Source organism: Tsukamurella ocularis (assembly GCF_965138335.1).
Lineage (GTDB): Bacteria > Actinomycetota > Actinomycetes > Mycobacteriales > Mycobacteriaceae > Tsukamurella > Tsukamurella ocularis_A.
Window position 1 is genome coordinate 123,206 of record NZ_CBCSDV010000002.1, and the last position, 16,565, is coordinate 139,770.

General features: G+C 73.9%; 13 protein-coding genes. 8 read left to right on the top strand and 5 right to left on the bottom strand.

Going from position 1 to position 16,565, the window contains the following annotated elements; genetic code table 11:
• The first annotated feature begins 71 nt into the window (after positions 1 to 71).
• The 4 genes from aspS to ACNAYW_RS03325 are packed head-to-tail and all read left to right on the top strand — an operon-like array spanning position 72 to position 6,183.
• Positions 72 to 1,871, top strand: coding sequence for an aspartate--tRNA ligase (gene aspS / locus ACNAYW_RS03310; RefSeq protein WP_415848326.1), 1,800 nt, complete (start codon positions 72 to 74; stop codon positions 1,869 to 1,871).
• 3 nt (positions 1,872 to 1,874) lie between these two features.
• Positions 1,875 to 2,807 (top strand): DUF389 domain-containing protein, encoded by a 933-nt coding sequence (locus tag ACNAYW_RS03315; RefSeq protein WP_415848327.1) that lies wholly within the window; start codon positions 1,875 to 1,877, stop codon positions 2,805 to 2,807.
• Positions 2,804 to 5,278: a circularly permuted type 2 ATP-grasp protein gene (locus ACNAYW_RS03320; protein ID WP_415848328.1), complete on the top strand. Its 2,475-nt coding sequence runs from the start codon at positions 2,804 to 2,806 to the stop codon at positions 5,276 to 5,278. Before ACNAYW_RS03315 ends, ACNAYW_RS03320 begins: the two co-directional genes overlap by 4 nt.
• Positions 5,269 to 6,183, top strand: a complete 915-nt coding sequence (locus tag ACNAYW_RS03325) for a transglutaminase family protein (protein ID WP_415848329.1) — start codon at positions 5,269 to 5,271, stop codon at positions 6,181 to 6,183. The genes ACNAYW_RS03320 and ACNAYW_RS03325 overlap by 10 nt, the downstream gene beginning before the upstream one ends.
• Here ACNAYW_RS03325 and ACNAYW_RS03330 read toward each other — a convergent pair.
• From ACNAYW_RS03330 to ACNAYW_RS03350, 5 genes are read right to left on the bottom strand one after another with little or no spacing between them, the layout of a single operon-like run.
• Positions 6,123 to 6,800 carry an ABC transporter ATP-binding protein gene (locus tag ACNAYW_RS03330; RefSeq protein ID WP_415848330.1) on the bottom strand — a complete coding sequence of 226 codons (678 nt, stop codon included), beginning with the start codon at positions 6,798 to 6,800 and terminating at the stop codon, positions 6,123 to 6,125. The genes ACNAYW_RS03325 and ACNAYW_RS03330 overlap by 61 nt on opposite strands.
• Positions 6,797 to 7,531, bottom strand: coding sequence for an ATP-binding cassette domain-containing protein (locus tag ACNAYW_RS03335; protein ID WP_415848331.1), 735 nt, complete (start codon positions 7,529 to 7,531; stop codon positions 6,797 to 6,799). The genes ACNAYW_RS03330 and ACNAYW_RS03335 overlap by 4 nt, the downstream gene beginning before the upstream one ends.
• Positions 7,528 to 8,331, bottom strand: coding sequence for an ABC transporter permease (locus ACNAYW_RS03340; RefSeq protein ID WP_415848332.1), 804 nt, complete (start codon positions 8,329 to 8,331; stop codon positions 7,528 to 7,530). The genes ACNAYW_RS03335 and ACNAYW_RS03340 overlap by 4 nt, the downstream gene beginning before the upstream one ends.
• Positions 8,328 to 9,329: an ABC transporter permease gene (locus tag ACNAYW_RS03345; RefSeq protein ID WP_415848333.1), complete on the bottom strand. Its 1,002-nt coding sequence runs from the start codon at positions 9,327 to 9,329 to the stop codon at positions 8,328 to 8,330. The genes ACNAYW_RS03340 and ACNAYW_RS03345 overlap by 4 nt, the downstream gene beginning before the upstream one ends.
• Positions 9,317 to 10,897 (bottom strand): ABC transporter substrate-binding protein, encoded by a 1,581-nt coding sequence (locus tag ACNAYW_RS03350; RefSeq protein ID WP_415848334.1) that lies wholly within the window; start codon positions 10,895 to 10,897, stop codon positions 9,317 to 9,319. Before ACNAYW_RS03350 ends, ACNAYW_RS03345 begins: the two co-directional genes overlap by 13 nt.
• Positions 10,898 to 10,948: 51 nt before the next feature.
• Between ACNAYW_RS03350 and ACNAYW_RS03355 the strand changes: the two genes are divergently transcribed.
• The 4 genes from ACNAYW_RS03355 to alaS all read left to right on the top strand — a co-directional run bounded on the left by ACNAYW_RS03355 (position 10,949) and on the right by alaS (position 16,565).
• A complete protein-coding gene (locus tag ACNAYW_RS03355; RefSeq protein WP_415848335.1) occupies positions 10,949 to 11,269 on the top strand; it encodes an ArsR/SmtB family transcription factor in 321 nt (106 codons plus the stop codon).
• Between the two features lie 10 nt (positions 11,270 to 11,279).
• Positions 11,280 to 12,386, top strand: coding sequence for a hypothetical protein (locus ACNAYW_RS03360; RefSeq protein WP_415848336.1), 1,107 nt, complete (start codon positions 11,280 to 11,282; stop codon positions 12,384 to 12,386).
• Positions 12,387 to 12,411: 25 nt separating this feature from the next.
• On the top strand, positions 12,412 to 13,782 hold the full coding sequence (locus ACNAYW_RS03365) for a replication-associated recombination protein A (protein WP_415848337.1): 1,371 nt from the start codon (positions 12,412 to 12,414) through the stop codon (positions 13,780 to 13,782).
• Between the two features lie 110 nt (positions 13,783 to 13,892).
• On the top strand, positions 13,893 to 16,565 hold the full coding sequence (gene alaS / locus ACNAYW_RS03370; RefSeq protein WP_415848338.1) for an alanine--tRNA ligase: 2,673 nt from the start codon (positions 13,893 to 13,895) through the stop codon (positions 16,563 to 16,565).

Consider the following 16,565-nt stretch of genomic DNA (forward strand, 5'->3'; position numbering starts at 1 on the left):
AGATCGTGAACCGGTTCGCCCCGTAGCATGACAGGCGCTGAAAGATTCCCTGTCGAAAGGACACCCCGAAAGTGCTGCGCACTCACCTGGCCGGATCGTTGCGTGCGGAGGATGCCGGCACCGTCGTCACCCTCGCGGGCTGGGTGGCGCGGCGGCGTGACCACGGCGGAGTGATCTTCATCGACCTGCGCGACAGCTCGGGCGTCGCCCAGGTCGTCTTCCGCGAGTCGGACGTCGCCGAGCAGGCGCACCGGCTGCGGTCCGAGTACTGCGTCCTGGTGACCGGCACCGTCGAGAAGCGGCCCGAGGGCAGCGAGAACCCGAACCTGCCGTCGGGCGCCATCGAGGTCAACGTCACCGAGCTGACCGTGCTCAACGAGTCGGCGCCGCTGCCCTTCCAGCTCGACGAGGAGCCGGGCGAGGAGGCGCGCCTGAAGTACCGCTACCTGGACCTGCGCCGCGAGGCCCCCGCCGCCGCGATCAAGCTGCGCAGCCAGGCCAACGCGGTGGCGCGCAACATCCTGGCGCTCAACGACTTCACCGAGATCGAGACCCCGACGCTCACCCGGTCCACCCCGGAGGGCGCCCGCGACTTCCTGGTGCCCGCGCGCCTGCGCCCCGGCACGTTCTACGCGCTGCCGCAGAGCCCGCAGCTGTTCAAGCAGCTGCTCATGGTCGCCGGCATGGAGCGGTACTACCAGATCGCGCGCTGCTACCGCGACGAGGACTTCCGCGCCGACCGGCAGCCCGAGTTCACCCAGCTCGACATCGAGATGAGCTTCGTGGACCAGGAGGACGTGATCGCGCTCGGCGAGCAGATCGTGAAGGCCCTCTGGTCGCTGATCGGGCACGAGATCCCCACCCCGATCCCGCGCCTGACCTACGCCGAGGCGATGCGCCGCTTCGGCTCCGACAAGCCGGACCTGCGGTTCGGCCTCGAGCTGGTCGAGTGCACCGACTACTTCAAGGACACGCCGTTCCGCGTGTTCCAGGCGCAGTACGTGGGCGCCGTCGTCATGCCTGGCGGCGCGTCGCAGCCGCGACGCCAGCTCGACGCCTGGCAGGAGTGGGCGAAGCAGCGCGGCGCCCGCGGCCTCGCGTACGTGCTGATCGGCGAGGACGGCGAGCTCACCGGCCCCGTCGCCAAGAACCTCTCGGACGACGAGCGCGCCGGCCTCGCCGCGCACGTCGGCGCCCAGCCGGGCGACTGCGTCTTCTTCGCCGCCGGCCCCACCAAGACGATGCGCGCCCTGCTCGGCGCTGCCCGCGGCGAGATCGCCGACAAGCTGGGCCTGATCAAGGACGGCGACTGGGCCTTCACCTGGGTCGTCGACGCACCGCTCTTCGAGCCCGCCGACGACGCGACCGCCTCGGGCGACGTGGCCGTGGGCGACGGTGCCTGGACGGCCGTGCACCACGCCTTCACCAGCCCCAAGCCGGAGTCGATCGACACGTTCGACACCGACCCGGGCAGCGCCCTGGCCTACGCCTACGACATCGTCTGTAACGGCAACGAGATCGGCGGCGGCTCGATCCGTATCCACCGCAAGGACGTCCAGGAGCGCGTCTTCGCGATCATGGGCATCGACGAGGAGCAGGCCCGCGAGAAGTTCGGCTTCCTGCTCGACGCCTTCTCCTACGGCGCCCCGCCGCACGGCGGCATCGCCTTCGGCTGGGACCGTGTGGTCTCGCTACTCGCCGGCGCGCCGTCGATCCGCGAGGTCATCGCCTTCCCGAAGTCGGGCGGCGGCGTCGACCCGCTCACCGACGCGCCCGCGGCCATCACAGTGCAGCAGCGCCGCGAGTCGGGCATGGACGCCAAGCCGAAGAAGCCCGAGCAGGCCGCGGACCAGGGCGCCGAGCAGAAGTAGCCCGTGCGCCACATCCGGGTGATCAGCCCGCCCGACCGGACCGACGCGGTGCTCGCGCTGCTGCGGTCGCGGCCGGGCGTCACCCACATCACGCTGGCGCTCGGCGCGTCGCTCGTCCCCGCGGGCGACGTGCTCAGCGCGGAGGTCACCCGCGAGGCCGCGCACCGCGTGCTGCAGAGCCTCGAGGAGCTCGACATCCCCACCGACGGCGCCGTCACGGTCTCGACGCTCGACACGGTGCTCTCGAGCGCCGCGGAGCAGGCGGAGAAGGCCGTGCCCGGCGATCCGTCGGACGCGGTGGTCTGGGAGGAGCTGACCGCCCGGACCCGCGAGGAGTCGACGCTCAACTCGACCTTCCTGGCCTTCGTGGTGCTCGCGGTGCTGCTGGCCGCGGTCGGCGTGGTGACGAACTCGCCGGTCACCGTGGTCGGCGCGATGGTCGTGGGCCCGGAGTTCGGGCCGCTCGCGGCGATCGCGGTGGCGCTCGCCACCCGTCGCCTGCACTTCGCGATGCGCCCGATGATCGCGCTGTCCGTCGGCTTCCCGGTGGCCATGGCCTGCACGTGGCTGGGCGCGGAGGCCGCGCTCGCCGCCGATCTGTTCACGGTCGACGTCCTCGACTCCGCGGGCCAGGTCGACTTCATCTACCGGGTCGGCCCGTTCTCGCTCATCGTCGCGCTGCTCGCCGGCGCCGCGGGCATGATCTCCATGGTCACCGCGAAGTCCGCCGCCCTGGTGGGCGTGTTCATCTCGGTCACGACGGTCCCCGCGGCGGGGTACGCCGTCGTGGCCGCGACGGTCGGGGAGTGGCAGCGCGCGCTCGAATCCACGGGGCAGCTGGCGATCAACCTCGTCGGCATCGTCGTCGCGGGTGTGCTCGTGCTGGTCCTGCGGCCCGCCGCGTGGCGCGACATGCGCGAGCAGGTGGGCCTGTGAGCATCGCCGCCCTCCGCGACCTCGATGCCGCGGGCCTGCGCCGCCTGTCGGTGCGGGTCCGGGGCCTCGTCGACGACGAGGGCATCACGTACAACGCGCTCGACGCCCTTCCCGCCGTGCCCGATCCGGCGCGCCCCGGGGCCGCCACCGAGCCGGGGCCGTGGCGGCTCGACCCGCTGCCGGTGCCGCTCGGCGCGGAGGAGTGGGACGGTCTCGCGCGGGGCGTCGCGCAGCGCTCGCTCCTGCTCGACGCGGTGCTCAAGGACTTCTACGGCGAGCAGCGCACCCTGCGCAGCGGGACCGTGCCGCCCGAGGTGCTGTTCGCGCACCCCGGCTACATCCGCCGGGCCGTCGGCGTCCCGTCGCCCGGCCCCCGCTCCCTGTTCCTGCACGGCGTCGACGTCGGTGAGGCGGCCGACGCCGAGGTGTCCGGGTACGTCGCGGTCGCGGACCGCACCCAGGCCCCGTCGGGCGTGGGCTACGCGCTGGCCGATCGCCGCGTGACCTCCCGCGCCCTGCCGCGCGAGCTGCGCTCGGAGACCCCGCGCCCCGTCGCCTCCTTCGCGGCGGCGCTGCGCGTGCAGCTGGTCGAGGCCGCGCCGCCCGGCGTCGACGACCCGACCGTCGTCGTGCTGAGCCCGGGTTCCCTGTCCGAGACCGCCTTCGACCAGGCCTATCTCGCCTCTGTCCTCGGCTTCCCCCTCGTGGAGTCCTCGGACCTCACGGTGCGCGACGGCGGGGTCTTCATGCGTTCGCTCGGCCGGATGAAGCGCGTGCACGTCATCCTGCGGCGCGTCGACTCCGAGTTCTCCGACCCGCTCGACCTGCGCACCGACTCGCAGCTCGGCGTCGTCGGCCTGGTGGAGATGATGACCCGCGGGGCAGTCACCGTCGTCAACACCCTCGGCTCGGGCGTGCTCGAGAACCCCGCCCTCCACGCCTACCTGCCGCAGCTGTGCCGCGATCTCCTCGACGAGGACCTGCTGCTCCCGTCCACGCCGACCCTGCACACCGCGACCCCGGCCGGCCGCGCCGCGGTCGACGGTCCGCTGGACGACCGGCTCGTGCAGAACTTCGCCACCGGCGAGCGTTTCGTCGGCACGGAGCTCACCGCCGAACGAGCCGCCGACCTGCGGCGACGGATCGCCGCCGACCCCACGGTGTGGTGCGTGAAGACCCTCGTGCCCTTCACCGGCCGGCCGGCCGTGGACCGGGGCACCGTCGTCGAGCGCGGCTTCGCCCTGCGCGCCTTCGCGCTCGCGCAGGAGTCCGGTTACACGGTGCTGCCGGGCGGCCTCGGCCAGGTCCTGGTCGACGGTGCCGACGCCGCACTGTTGCACTCGTCGGCCGCCCGCGACGTCTGGGTGCCGACGCCCGAGGACCTGCGCGCCCCGGCCCGGGTGGCGACGGCGCCGCGCTCCGGCCGGATCGGCGCCGCCGCCAGCGCGCCCGTCGCGACGCCGCGTGTGCTGTCGGACCAGTTCTGGATCGGCCGGTACGCGGAGCGCGCCGAGGCGACCGTCCGGTTGCTGTCGATGGCGCACGACCGGAGCCGCGAATTCCGGCACCGCCCGTGGCAGGCGGGCGCCGACGTGCTGCAGCCGCTGCTCGACGCGGTCGTGGCGGCCACCGTGACCGACCAGCTGGGGCCGATCGTCGTCGAGGGCACCGAGCAGACGGACGTGCTCGCGCGGCTGCGCCGCCTCACCCTCGACGGCGATGTGCCGGGCAGCGTCGCGCACTCGGGCCTGCGGCTGCGCGCCTGCCTGCGGGCCGTGCGCGACCAGATGTCCACCGACACCTGGCTGGTGCTCAGCGGCGCCGAGCGCTCGCTGGCGCGGCTCGCCGCCGACCGCGAGGACGCGGGCGAGCAGCTCGACCAGACCCTCGGCGAGGTCCTGGTCTCGCTGCTGGCCTTCGCGGGCCTGGGCCGCGAGTCGCTCGTGCAGGACCCGGCGTGGCTCATGATGGACGCGGGCCGCCGCATCGAGCGCGCGCTGCAGCTCACCGCGGTGACCCGCGCGATGGTGGTCCCCGAGAACCCCGCCGAGATCGAGGCGGGCCTGCTCGACGCCTACCTGGTGAGCTGCGAGTCCGCGGTCACGTACCGCCGCCGGCACCGCGCCGTGCTCCGCGCGGGCGCCGCCGTCGATCTGATGTTCCTCGACGCGACCAACCCCCGCTCGCTCGTCGCGGCGCTGACGGCGCTCGCCGCCGACCTCGCGCAGCTGCCCGACGAACTGCGCAGCGCGACGTGCGAGCGCACCGTCGGGGAGGTCCTGGCGCAGTTGGGGCGGTTTGACCCGGACGACGCCGAGACCGTCGTCGACGGACGTCGCTCCGAGATCGAGGGCCTGCTCGACGCCGTCGACGAGGGCGTGCGGGAGGTCTCGGACGTGCTCGAACGCACCCGGTTCGCGCCGCCCGCCGCGGCCCGTCCGATCTGGGTGGGGGTGCAGTCGTGGGGCTGAGCTTCTCCCGGCGCACCGAGGATTCGCGGGCGCGCCGCTACCGCGTGGTGCACGAGACCACCTACACCTACGACGCGGAGGTCACCTCCAGCTTCGGTCGCTGTTACCTCTCGCCGCGGGAGCTGTCCGATCAGCGGGTCGACGAGCACGCCATCACGGTCGGGCCGGAACCCTCGGACCGCTCCGAGGGCGTCGACGCGTACGGCAACACCGACACCTACTTCCACGTGACCACGCCGCACACGCGGCTCCTGGTCCGCGGCGAGTCGGTCGTCGAGGTCGACCCGCTCGACCGCGCCATCACCGACGAGGGCCCGGCGCTCGCGCCGTGGGAGCTCGCCCGGCCCGTCGGCGAGGCGGGCGCGCTCGCGGCGCAGTACCGGCTCGACCAGCGACCGCCCGAGATCGACGACGCCGTGCGCGCCTACGCCGATGCGATCTTCACGCCCGGGAAACCGTTGGTGGAGGCCGTGGAGGAGCTGACGACGCGGATCTACACCGACTTCGCGTACAAGTCCGGCGCCACCAACGTCTCGACCCGCGTGGGCACGGTCATGGAGCGTCGCGAGGGCGTGTGCCAGGACTTCGCGCGCGTCGCGATCGCGTGCCTGCGGTCCAAGGGGCTCGCCGCGCGGTACGTCTCCGGCTACCTCGCCACCGAGCCGCCGCCCGGGCAGGACCGGGTCGTCGGCGCCGGCGCCACCCACGCGTGGGCCGCGGTGTGGCTGCCCGGCGACGCCTGGCTGCCCTTCGACCCCACGAACAACAAATTCGTCGACGAGCGGCACGTGACCGTCGCCTGGGGGCGCGACTACGAGGACGTACCGCCGCTGCGCGGCGTCATCTACACCGACTCGAGGGGCTCGCAGATCGGCGTCTCGGTCGACGTGGCGCCGCTCGACTGAACGTCGACGATCGTCGCGCTCCGGTTCCGCACGAGCGGCGCGTTGTGGCTGACGAGCACGATTCCGGTGCCCGCCGCGCAGAGGTCGTCCAGCACCCGCAACACCGCCCGGGCGGCGACCGGATCGAGCATCGCGACGGGTTCGTCGGCCAGCACGAAGTCCGGCTCCTGCGCGAGCGCCCGGGCCACGCACGCGCGCTGCAGCTGGCCGTCGCTGACCTGGGACGGGAACCGGTCCAGCAGCCCGGTGTCGAGGGTGGCGCGCCGCGCCGCGTCCTCGAGAACGTCGCGCGCTGCCGGCCGCCGAGCGACGAGCAGGGGCTCGGCGATCACCCGCGCCAGGGTCCAGCGCGGGTTGCAGACCGTGCGCGGGTGCTGCGCCAGGAGCGCGAGCGCGCCCGGCCGGGGGCGGGCCGCGCCGTCCCCGTGGTCGACGGTGCCCGCATCCGGCGCGACGAGCCCGGCCAGGACGCGCAGCAGCGTGGTCTTGCCTGCGCCGGACGGGCCGACGACACCGGTCACCACGCCGGGTTCGACGTCGACGTCGACGCCGTCGAGGACGGTTCGGCCCCCGCGCCGCACCACGACGCCCCGGGCTCTGATCGGCGGAACGGTCATCGGACCTCCTCGAAGAATGCGGCGATGTAGTGGTCGGACGCGGCGGCGGCGCGCACGCTCTCGGGCGGGCCCTGCAGCAGGATCCGGCCCGCGCGCATCACCGCCAGTGACTCGCAGCCGGTGGCGAGCACGGAGCGCAGATCGTGGGTCACGATCAGCACGGCTGCGCCGTCGTCGGCCAGTCCCCGCAGCAGGCGCAGCACGCCGTGCGCGGTCTCGGGGTCCAGCGCGGACGTCGGCTCGTCGGCGAGGACGACCGACGGTGCGCCGGCGAGGGCCGCGGCCACGGCCGCGCGTTGCGCCATGCCGCCGGAGAGCTCGTGGGGGTACAGGGGGAGGGCGTGCGCGGGCAGCCCGGCCGCGGCGCACAGCTCCTCCGCCGAGCGGGTGCCGCCGAGGGCGGCGATCACCTCGTCGAGCTGCGAGCGCAGGGACCGCACCGGGGTGAACGAGGTGATTGGTGACTGCGGCACCACGCCCACGACGTGCCCGCGCACCGTCGACCACGCGCGGTCGTGCTGCGTGAGGGCGCGGCCCGCCACCGTCACCTCACCGCTGCCGGCGGTGCCGGCCGGCAGCAGGCCGCACAGCGCCGCCGCGACCATCGACTTCCCACAGCCGGACTCGCCGACCAGCGCGGTCACGGATCCGGCCCGGAGCTCGAGGTCGACGGCGTCGAGCACCGTCGTCGCCCCGGCGCGCACGGTCAGGCCGCGGGTCCCGGCCGTCATCGCCACACCTGCGGGGTCGGTGCCGCCGTGGCGCGTCGCAGGCTCGCGCCGCACGCCGCGCAGACGAGGGCGGTGAGGACGAGGGCGGCGCCCGGCACGGCCAGGGTCCACCAGGCGCCCGTGAGGACGTCCCCGCGCGCCTCCCCGAGCTGCGAGCCGAGGCTCGCCCGGTCGGGGGAGAGGCCGACCCCGAGGAACGAGAGGGTGCTCTCGTGCCAGACGGCGTGCGGCAGGAGCACGACGACCGCCACCAGCGCCTGGCCGCTGACCGCGGGCAGCAGGTGCCGGCGGCCCACGAACACGCGGGTCGCCCCCGCCAGGCGGGCGGACTCCACCCAGCCCGACGATGCCGTGGCCAGCAGCTCGGCGCGCACCACGCGCGCCACGGCGGGCCAGTGCGTCAGGGCGATCGACGCGATGATGGCGAGCGGATCACCGCGCCACAGCGCCGCGATCACGACCCCGACCACCAGATGGGGGAGCGCGTTGACCCCGTCGACCAGGCGCATCGAGATCGCGTCGAACCAGCCGCCGGCCGTGGCGGCGGCGATGCCCACGACGAGTCCGAGCACGGTGGACAGGACCGCGCAGACCGCGGCGAGCAGCAGGGAGATCCGCAGGGCCGACGCCGTGCGCACCGCGATGTCGTAGCCGGAGTGATCGGTGCCCAGCAGCGCACCGTCGCCCGGGGGCCGCAGGGACGCCGCGAAGTCCGCGGTCTGCGGGCCGGCGAGGGCGGGCACCGCGACGGCGGCGAGGACGATGGCCGCCAGCGCGAACCAGGGGGCCGCCCGCCTCATCCCGCCATCTCGATTCGCGGATCGAGCCAGATCGCCGCGGCGTCGGACAGGGCGGAGCCCAGGAGCACCGCCGCCGCCGACAACAGCGAGAGCGCCGCGAACAACGGGAAGTCGAGGGCCATCGCCGAATCGACCAGCGTCGCGGCCACTCCGGGCCAGTCGAAGACGACCTCGACGACGGCCGCCCCGGCGATGACCTCGGGCAGTCGGGTGCCGAGCAGCGCCAGCGTCGGCAGCACCGCGACCGGCGCGATGTGCCCGCGGAGGAGGCCGGTGCCACTGATCCCGCGACTGCGCGCGCCGCGCACCGCGTCGGACTCCGCCGCGTCGACCACGGCGGACCGCATGGCGAGCAGGAGCCACGGCACCTGCGAGAGCGTGAGGGTGATCAACGGCAGCGCGGCGTGCGCGAGGATCCCGCTCAGCGTGTACGGGTCACCGGGGGCGCGGGCCCCGGAGGTGGGCAGCGCGCGCAGGGCGACGGCGAAGACGGCGACCAGCACCAGCGAGGTCACGAACGGCGGGGTCGCGGCCAGCGCGGTCGCGAGCCCGGACAGGGCGCGGTCGAGCGGGCTGCCGCGGCGCATCCCCGCGACACCGCCGAGGACGAGGGCGAGGACGGTCGCGAGGATCAGCGCCGCCGCCGACAGCCCGAGGGTGAACGGCAGCCCCGAGGCCAGGACGTCGACCACCGGCCGGCGCTGCGTCGTCGACCAGCCGAGGTCGCCCACGGGCAGGCCACTGACCCAGTGCCACCAGGCGGACCACCACGTGGCATCGACGCCGTAGGCGGCGCGCGCCGCCTCGCGCTGCGCCTGCGTCGCCGACTGGTAGTTCGCGCCGAGGTACGTCGCGAGCGGGTCGAAGGGCGAGAGGTCCGCCAGCACGAACAGCGCGAGGGAGACGATCAGCAGCAGCGGCACCGCAGCGGCTACGCGGGTGCCCAGCAGTCGGCCGACGCGCCGACCCCGCCGCCGGGGCGGTATCAGCGTCGCCACGAGGGCAGATTCCACCACGGCCCCCAGCTCACGCCGTGGGCGTGGGGCTCGAGGATCGGTGCCGCGTAGGTCCATCCCGTCGACCGCACGGCGTACACGTGGTGCAGATGCGCGAGGAAGACCGCGGACGGTTGCGCGGAGTAGGCGAGCTGGATCCGTCGGTACGCCTCGTCCTTGGCGGGCCCGGGGGCGAGATCGCGGGCCCCGTCGAGCATGCCGTCGAGGCCGGGCGCGGTGAAGTCGCCCGGGTTGCTGTACGGCGACGAGTCGCCGACGCGCGTGTGCAGCGCGTCGTAGCCCTGCGAGTCGATGCTGAACGGCGTCTCCCCGCCCGCGAGCAGGATGGCGGCGTCGCCCGTGCGCTTCTCGATGTCGTCCCAACTACTGCCCTGCGGCGTCACCGCGATGCCGAGCGGCTTCATGGCGGCCGCGAAGGCGACGGCGAGGTCGCGGCGCACCGTGTCCGACGCGTTGTACAGCAGCGGGAACGCCGCGCGCTCGCCGTCGCGCGCGCGGACACCGTCGGGCCCGGCGCGCCAACCGGCCTCGTCGAGGACGCGGCGGGCCGCGGCCTGATCGAAGCCGAGCTGGGCGGCGGGCTCGTAGGCGCCCGCGTACACCGACGAGTACGGCGTGCTCGCGTGCTCCCCGGCCCCGCCCAGGACGCCGGCGACGATCTCGGCCCGGTCGACGCCCAGGTTCATCGCCCGGCGCGCGGCGGGGTCCGCCGTGAACCGGTTGCCCGCGGGGAGCGAGACCGCGCGCCAGTCGGACGATTTCACGGTCACCGTCCGCACGCCGTCGCGCCCGTCGAGCGACGCGGCGAGCTTGGGCGGCAGCGAGGCGCCGTCGATCTCGCCGGTCCGGATCCGCTGCGCACGCGCGTTGTCGTCGGTGACCAGCGTGTACACGACGCGGCGTACGGCGGGAGCCCCGCCGCCCCGGTCGGAGCGCGCCACGAGCACGGCCTGGTCGTTCGAGACGGATTCCAGGCGGTACGGCCCCGTGCCGACCGGCTCCCGGTTGAGCGCCCACTGCGCAGCGGGGCGCGCCTCGACCCGCTCGGACGGCACGATGCCGAGCAGCAGGTAGGGCGTGGGGTCGCCGTCCGTGCTCAGGCGCAGCACGACCGCGTTCGGGCCGTCGGGCGCGACGTCGTCGATCGGGGCGACGTGGGTGGCGATGTCGGCGGCGACCGCGGGATCGCGCGCCGCCCGGTAGGTGGCGACCACGTCGGCCGCGTCGAGCGCGCTGCCGTCCGAGAAGGTGACGCCGGTGCGCAGCGCGACCCGCCAGGCGCGCGGTCCCACCCGCTCGGGCGCCGCGGAGGCGAGCGCGGGCACGAGGTTCGGGACCGCGGTGTCGGAGGGGGAGTCGGGCCGGTACAGCCCGTCGTAGAGCGGGGCCACGCCGAGCTCGCCGTAGCCGAGAAGCGGGTTGAAGGCGCCGAGCTCCTGGGTCTCCGCGAGAACCAGGCGGCCCTCGTCCGACGGCGTGGCGGAGGAACAGGCCGACGTCGCGATCGCGGCTATCGTGAGGACGCCGAGGACGCGTCGGGCTCTGCGCATGCGGGGACTATATCTGTTCAAATGCAAAGATGTCGGACGGAGGGAGATCCGATGACGGACGTCGGTATCGACGACCCGCAGGAGTGGGCCTCGAGGTTCGCGCTGCTCGGCGACGAGACGCGGCTGCGGCTGCTCGCGGTCATGCACGCCCGCCCGGGACTCGGGGTCGGCGACCTCGCCGCGCGTGCCGGGATCGGCGAGAACGCCGCGTCGCAGGCACTGCGGGTCCTGCGCGGTGCGGGGTGGGCGCGCACCGAGCGCGACGGCCGCGTCGTGCGCTACTTCCTCCGGACCGATGCGATCGTGCACCGGATCCTGCACGAGATCATCGGGGCTCATCACGAGCCCACCCCGCCGGACTCGCTGGGGTAGGTTGGAAGCGATGGTCACCGCGCTGGGATACGAGACGACGAGGGCGGCTCTCACTGCGGTGGAGGGCCTGCTGGGCCGCCGGGTCGGCGCATCCGTCGAGCTGGGCGAACCCGAGGATCTGGGCGGATCGGGCCGCACGCTGGTGATGCGGGTGCGGGTGCTCCACAACAACCCCCTGCTTCCCCGATCCGTCGTGATCAAGCAGCTGCGCGCCGCCGACCACGTCGACAAGGACCACTCCGAGGCCTTCGCCCGGGAGGGTGCCGCGTACAAGTTCGCCACGGCGCTGCCCGTCGACGCCCGCCCGGGACCGCAGCTCCTCGCGTCCGACGCGGAGGAGCGCATCCTCGTCCTGCAGGACCTCGGCGAGGGCGAGACGATGGGGGACCTGCTGCGGCGCACCCCGTCGTCCGGTGCGGCCACCGTGCTCTCCGCCTGGGCCCAGGCGCTGGGCCGCATGCACGCCGGTACCTACGGCCGCGAACGCGACCTCTCGGTGCTCGCCCGTCGCGAGCACACCGACTCCCGCAACGACCCGGTCGCCGGCGAGGCGGCGCGCGCCGCCGAGGCCGTGCCGGCCGCCGTGGGCGGCATCGACGACACCGCGCGTGCCGTGCTCGACGCCGCGGTCGCCCTGTTCACCGAGGGACCGTTCCGCGCCTTCAGCCCGTCCGACGTCGGGCCCGACAACACGCACGTCGTGGGCGGGGCCGTGCGCTTCCTCGACTACGAGTGGGCGGGCTTCCGCGACGGCGCGCTCGACGTGGCGTACGTCCTGCTGACCTACCCGGACTGCATCGAGGACGGCCACGACCCGGACCTCGACGTCGCGATCGTGGAGGCGTGGCGCTCCGAGGTCGTGCGCCTGTGGCCCCGGCTGGCCGACGACGTCGCGCTCCGCCGGCACGTGACCACCGCGAAGCTGGCCTGGCTCACGCTCGCCACCTACTGGGCGCTGGGGCTCGACTCCGCGAGCCGCATCGACGCCGGCCACCTCGACAGCCTCCCGGCCTGGTCGTACGACGACCTCGCCGCCCGCTGGGACCGGCTGGCCGCCGCCGACCCGCGTGTGCACGACTTCGCCGTCGCCGCCGCCGCGGAGGTCCGCGCGCTATGACGCGCCCCGCGGAGGTCCGCGCCCGGTGACCGGTTCCCTGTTCGGCGACGACGGGGACCTCGGAGCGCCACCCGAAGCACCCCCGTCCCGGGGACCGGTCGAGTTCGTCCCCACCCACGCGGGCACCCCGCTCGCGGTCCGCATGCGGCCCCGCGACCTCGACGAGGTCCTCGGCCAGGAGCACCTGCTCGGCCCGGGGACGCCGCTGCGCCGCCTCATCGACGGTGCGGGCGCGGCCAGTGTGATCCTGTACGGCCCGCCCGGCACCGGGAAGACGACGATCGCCTCGCTCATCTCCGGTGCGACGGGGCGCCGGTTCGAGGCGTTGTCCGCCCTCTCGGCGGGCGTGAAGGACGTGCGCGCCGTCATCGAGCTGGCGCGCCGCCGCCTGCTCGTCGACGAACAGACCGTGCTCTTCATCGACGAGGTGCACCGGTTCTCCAAGGCGCAGCAGGACGCGCTGCTCGCCGCCGTCGAGAACCGGGTCGTCCTGCTCGTCGCGGCCACCACGGAGAATCCCAGCTTCTCCGTGGTCTCGCCGCTCCTGTCCCGCTCGCTGATCCTGCAGCTGCGGCCGCTCGAGCCCACGCACATCTCGGAGCTCATCGACCGGGCCCTGTCGGACCCGCGGGGATACGACGGTGCGCTCACCATCGCCGACGAGGCCCGCGAGCACCTGGTCCGCCTCGCCGGCGGCGACGCGCGGCGCTCGCTGACCGCCCTGGAGGCCGCCGCCGACGTGACGCTGGGGGAGGGCGGCGACGAGATCACCCTCGAGGCGGTCGAGTCGTCGATCGACACCGCGGCCGTGCGCTACGACCGCGCCGGCGACCAGCACTACGACGTGATCAGCGCCTTCATCAAGTCGATCCGCGGTTCGGACGTCGACGCGGCGCTGCACTACCTGGCCCGGATGATCTCGGCCGGCGAGGACCCGCGGTTCATCGCCCGCCGCCTCGTGGTGCACGCCTCCGAGGACATCGGGATGGCGGACCCGCAGGCGCTGCTCGTCGCGACCGCCGCCGCGCAGGCCGTGCAACTCATCGGCATGCCGGAGGCGCGTCTCGCGCTGGCGCAGGCCACGATCCACCTGGCGTCGGCGCCGAAGTCCGACGGGGTGGTCGCGGCGATCGGCGCCGCGATGGGCGACGTGGCCGCGGGCAAGGCCGGCGCGGTGCCGCCGCACCTGCGTGACGGCCACTACGCGGGCGCGGAGAAGCTCGGCAACGCCCAGGGCTACGTCTATCCGCACCACGTCCCCGGCGGCGTCGCGGCGCAGCAGTACCCGCCCGACGATCTGGTGGGCGTCGACTACTACAGCCCCACCGACCACGGCTTCGAGCGCGAGATCGGCCCGCGGGTCACGCGGTTGCGCGGGATACTCCGGCGGCGGTAGAGGCACCGGCGGACGGCGGCCGAGGAACGCACGTGCGAGGGGGCGTGGCGCGTCGGTAAGGTGGTCGGGTCGCCGTAACGCTCGATGCCACAAGAACACGAAGGATCGTTGTGCAGACCCATGAGATTCGGAAGCGGTTCACGGACCACTTCGTCCAGGCCGGACACACCCAGGTGCCGAGTGCGTCGCTGGTCCTGAACGACCCGAATCAGCTGTTCGTCATCGCGGGCATGGTGCCCTTCGTGCCGTTCTTCCTGGGCCAGCAGACCCCGCCGTACGACCGCGCCACGTCGATCCAGAAGTGCGTCCGCACCCTGGACATCGAAGAGGTCGGCATCACCACCCGCCACAACACCTTCTTCCAGATGGCCGGCAACTTCAGCTTCGGCGACTACTTCAAGCGCGACGCGATCCGCTTCGCCTGGTCGCTGCTCACGAACCCGGTCGACGAGGGCGGCTTCGGCCTGGACCCGGAGCGCCTGTGGTCGACGGTGTACCTCGACGACGACGAGGCCCGCGACCTGTGGCTCGAGGTCGGCCAGGTGCCCGAGCGCATCCAGCGCCGCGGCATGAAGGACAACTACTGGTCGATGGGCATCCCCGGGCCCGCCGGACCGTGCTCGGAGATCTTCTACGACCGCGGCCCCGAGTACGGCGTCGAGGGCGGCCCCGAGGCCGACGAGGACCGGTACATCGAGATCTGGAACCTCGTCTTCATGCAGAACGAGCGCGGCCAGGGCGGTGGCAAGGAGAACTTCGAGATCCTCGGCGAGCTGCCGAAGAAGAACATCGACACCGGGATGGGCGTCGAGCGCGTCGCCTTCCTGCTGCAGGGCGTCGACAACGTCTACGACACCGACCTGCTGCGCCCCGTCATCGACCGCGCGCAGGCCCTCACGGGCCAGCGCTACAACGCCGGCGACGCCGAGCACGACCGGCTCTTCCGCGTGATCGCCGACCACACCCGCACCGCCGTCATGCTCATCCAGGACGGCGTGAACCCCGGCAACGACGGCCGCGGCTACGTGCTGCGCCGCCTGCTGCGCCGCGTCGTCCGCTCGGCCCGCCTCCTCGGCGCCACCGGTGAGACCATGGGCGACTTCGTCGACACCGTCCTGACCACGATGTCGCCGTCGTACCCCGAGCTGGCCGACGACGCGCAGCGGATCCGTACCGTCGCCACCGGCGAGGAGCAGGCCTTCCTCAAGACCCTCGAGCAGGGCACCACGCTGTTCGGCAACGCCGTCGACTCCACCAAGTCCTCGGGGAAGACGGTGCTCTCGGGCGACGACGCCTTCACCCTGCACGACACCTACGGCTTCCCGATCGACCTCACGCTGGAGATGGCCTCCGAGGCCGGCCTCGCGGTCGATGAGGAGGGTTTCCGCGCCCTCATGGCCGAGCAACGCCAGCGCGCCAAGGACGACGCGAACTCCCGCAAGTCGGCGCTCGCGGATCTCTCGGTCTTCCGCGAGTTCCTCGACCGCGGGCCCACCGAGTTCACCGGCTTCGACGAGCTGGTCTCCGACGCCCAGGTCCTGGGCCTCGTCAAGGACGGCGTCCGCGTGCCCGTCGTGCACCAGGGCGACGACGTGGAGATCGTCCTCGACCGCAGCCCCCTGTACGCGGAGGCCGGCGGTCAGCTCGCCGACATCGGCACCATCACCACCGCCGCCGGAGCGCAGATCGTCGTGACCGATGTGCAGCGCGTCGCCAAGACGCTGTGGCGGCACCAGGGCACCGTCGCCGCCGGCGAGGTCGCCGAGGGCGACACCGTCACCGTCGCGGTCGACGCGGGCCACCGGCACGGCAGCACGCAGGGCCACTCCGGCACGCACCTCGTGCACGCCGCGCTGCGCCAGGTCCTCGGCCCGAACGCCGTGCAGGCCGGCTCGCTCAACAAGCCCGGCTACCTGCGCTTCGACTTCCGCTGGTCCGGCGGCCTCAGCGACGATCAGCGGGCCGATATCGAGCGCGTCACCAACGAGGCCGTGCAGGCCGACTACGCCGTGCACACGGACGTGACGGACCTGGAGACCGCCAAGCAGCGCGGCGCGATGGCGCTGTTCGGCGAGAACTACGGAGACCGGGTGCGCGTCGTCGAGATCGGCGGCCCGTTCTCGATGGAGCTGTGCGGCGGCACGCACGTCGCGAGCTCGGGCCTCGTCGGCCCCGTCACGGTGCTCGGCGAGAGCTCCGTCGGCTCGGGTGTGCGCCGCGTCGAGGCCTACGTCGGCCTGGACTCGCAGAAGTACCTCGCCAAGGAGCACGCGCTCGTCTCCGCGCTGTCCAGCTCGCTCAAGGTGCCCTCCGAGGAGGTGCCGGCCCGCGTCGAGTCGCTGGTCGGCCGACTCAAGGACGCCGAGAAGGAGCTCGAGAAGCTGCGCGCGCAGGCGGCCCTCTCGGCGCTGGCCGAGCTCGCCTCGTCGCCCGAGCGCGTCGGCGCGGTCCGGCTCGTCGCCGCGAAGGCCCCGCAGGGCGTCACCGCGGGCGAGCTCCGCGGCCTGGTCACCCAGCTCAAGGGCCGGCTCGGCGCCGAGCCCGCCGTGATCGCGCTGTTCGCGGTCGACGGCGACAAGGTGCCCTTCGTGGTGGCCGCCAACGACGCCGCGCAGGATCTCGGTGTGAAGGCGGGTGACGTGGTCAAGGCCGCGGCGCCCGCGGTCGGCGGTCGCGGCGGCGGCAAGGCCGACATGGCGCAGGGCGCCGGATCGGACGCTTCCGGGGTCGACGCCGCCCTCACCGCGGTCCGGGCCGAGGTCGCGCGGACGGTCGGCGCCTGA

Bases quoted from the DNA above. Each gene is read 5' to 3' on its own strand.
- ACNAYW_RS03330 (WP_415848330.1), bottom strand. From the start codon at position 6,800: ATGACCGTTCCGCCGATCAGAGCCCGGGGCGTCGTGGTGCGGCGCGGG.
- ACNAYW_RS03335 (WP_415848331.1), bottom strand. From the start codon at position 7,531: ATGACGGCCGGGACCCGCGGCCTGACCGTGCGCGCCGGGGCGACGACG.
- ACNAYW_RS03340 (WP_415848332.1), bottom strand. From the start codon at position 8,331: ATGAGGCGGGCGGCCCCCTGGTTCGCGCTGGCGGCCATCGTCCTCGCC.
- ACNAYW_RS03350 (WP_415848334.1), bottom strand. From the start codon at position 10,897: ATGCGCAGAGCCCGACGCGTCCTCGGCGTCCTCACGATAGCCGCGATC.
- ACNAYW_RS03355 (WP_415848335.1), top strand. From the start codon at position 10,949: ATGACGGACGTCGGTATCGACGACCCGCAGGAGTGGGCCTCGAGGTTC.
- ACNAYW_RS03360 (WP_415848336.1), top strand. From the start codon at position 11,280: ATGGTCACCGCGCTGGGATACGAGACGACGAGGGCGGCTCTCACTGCG.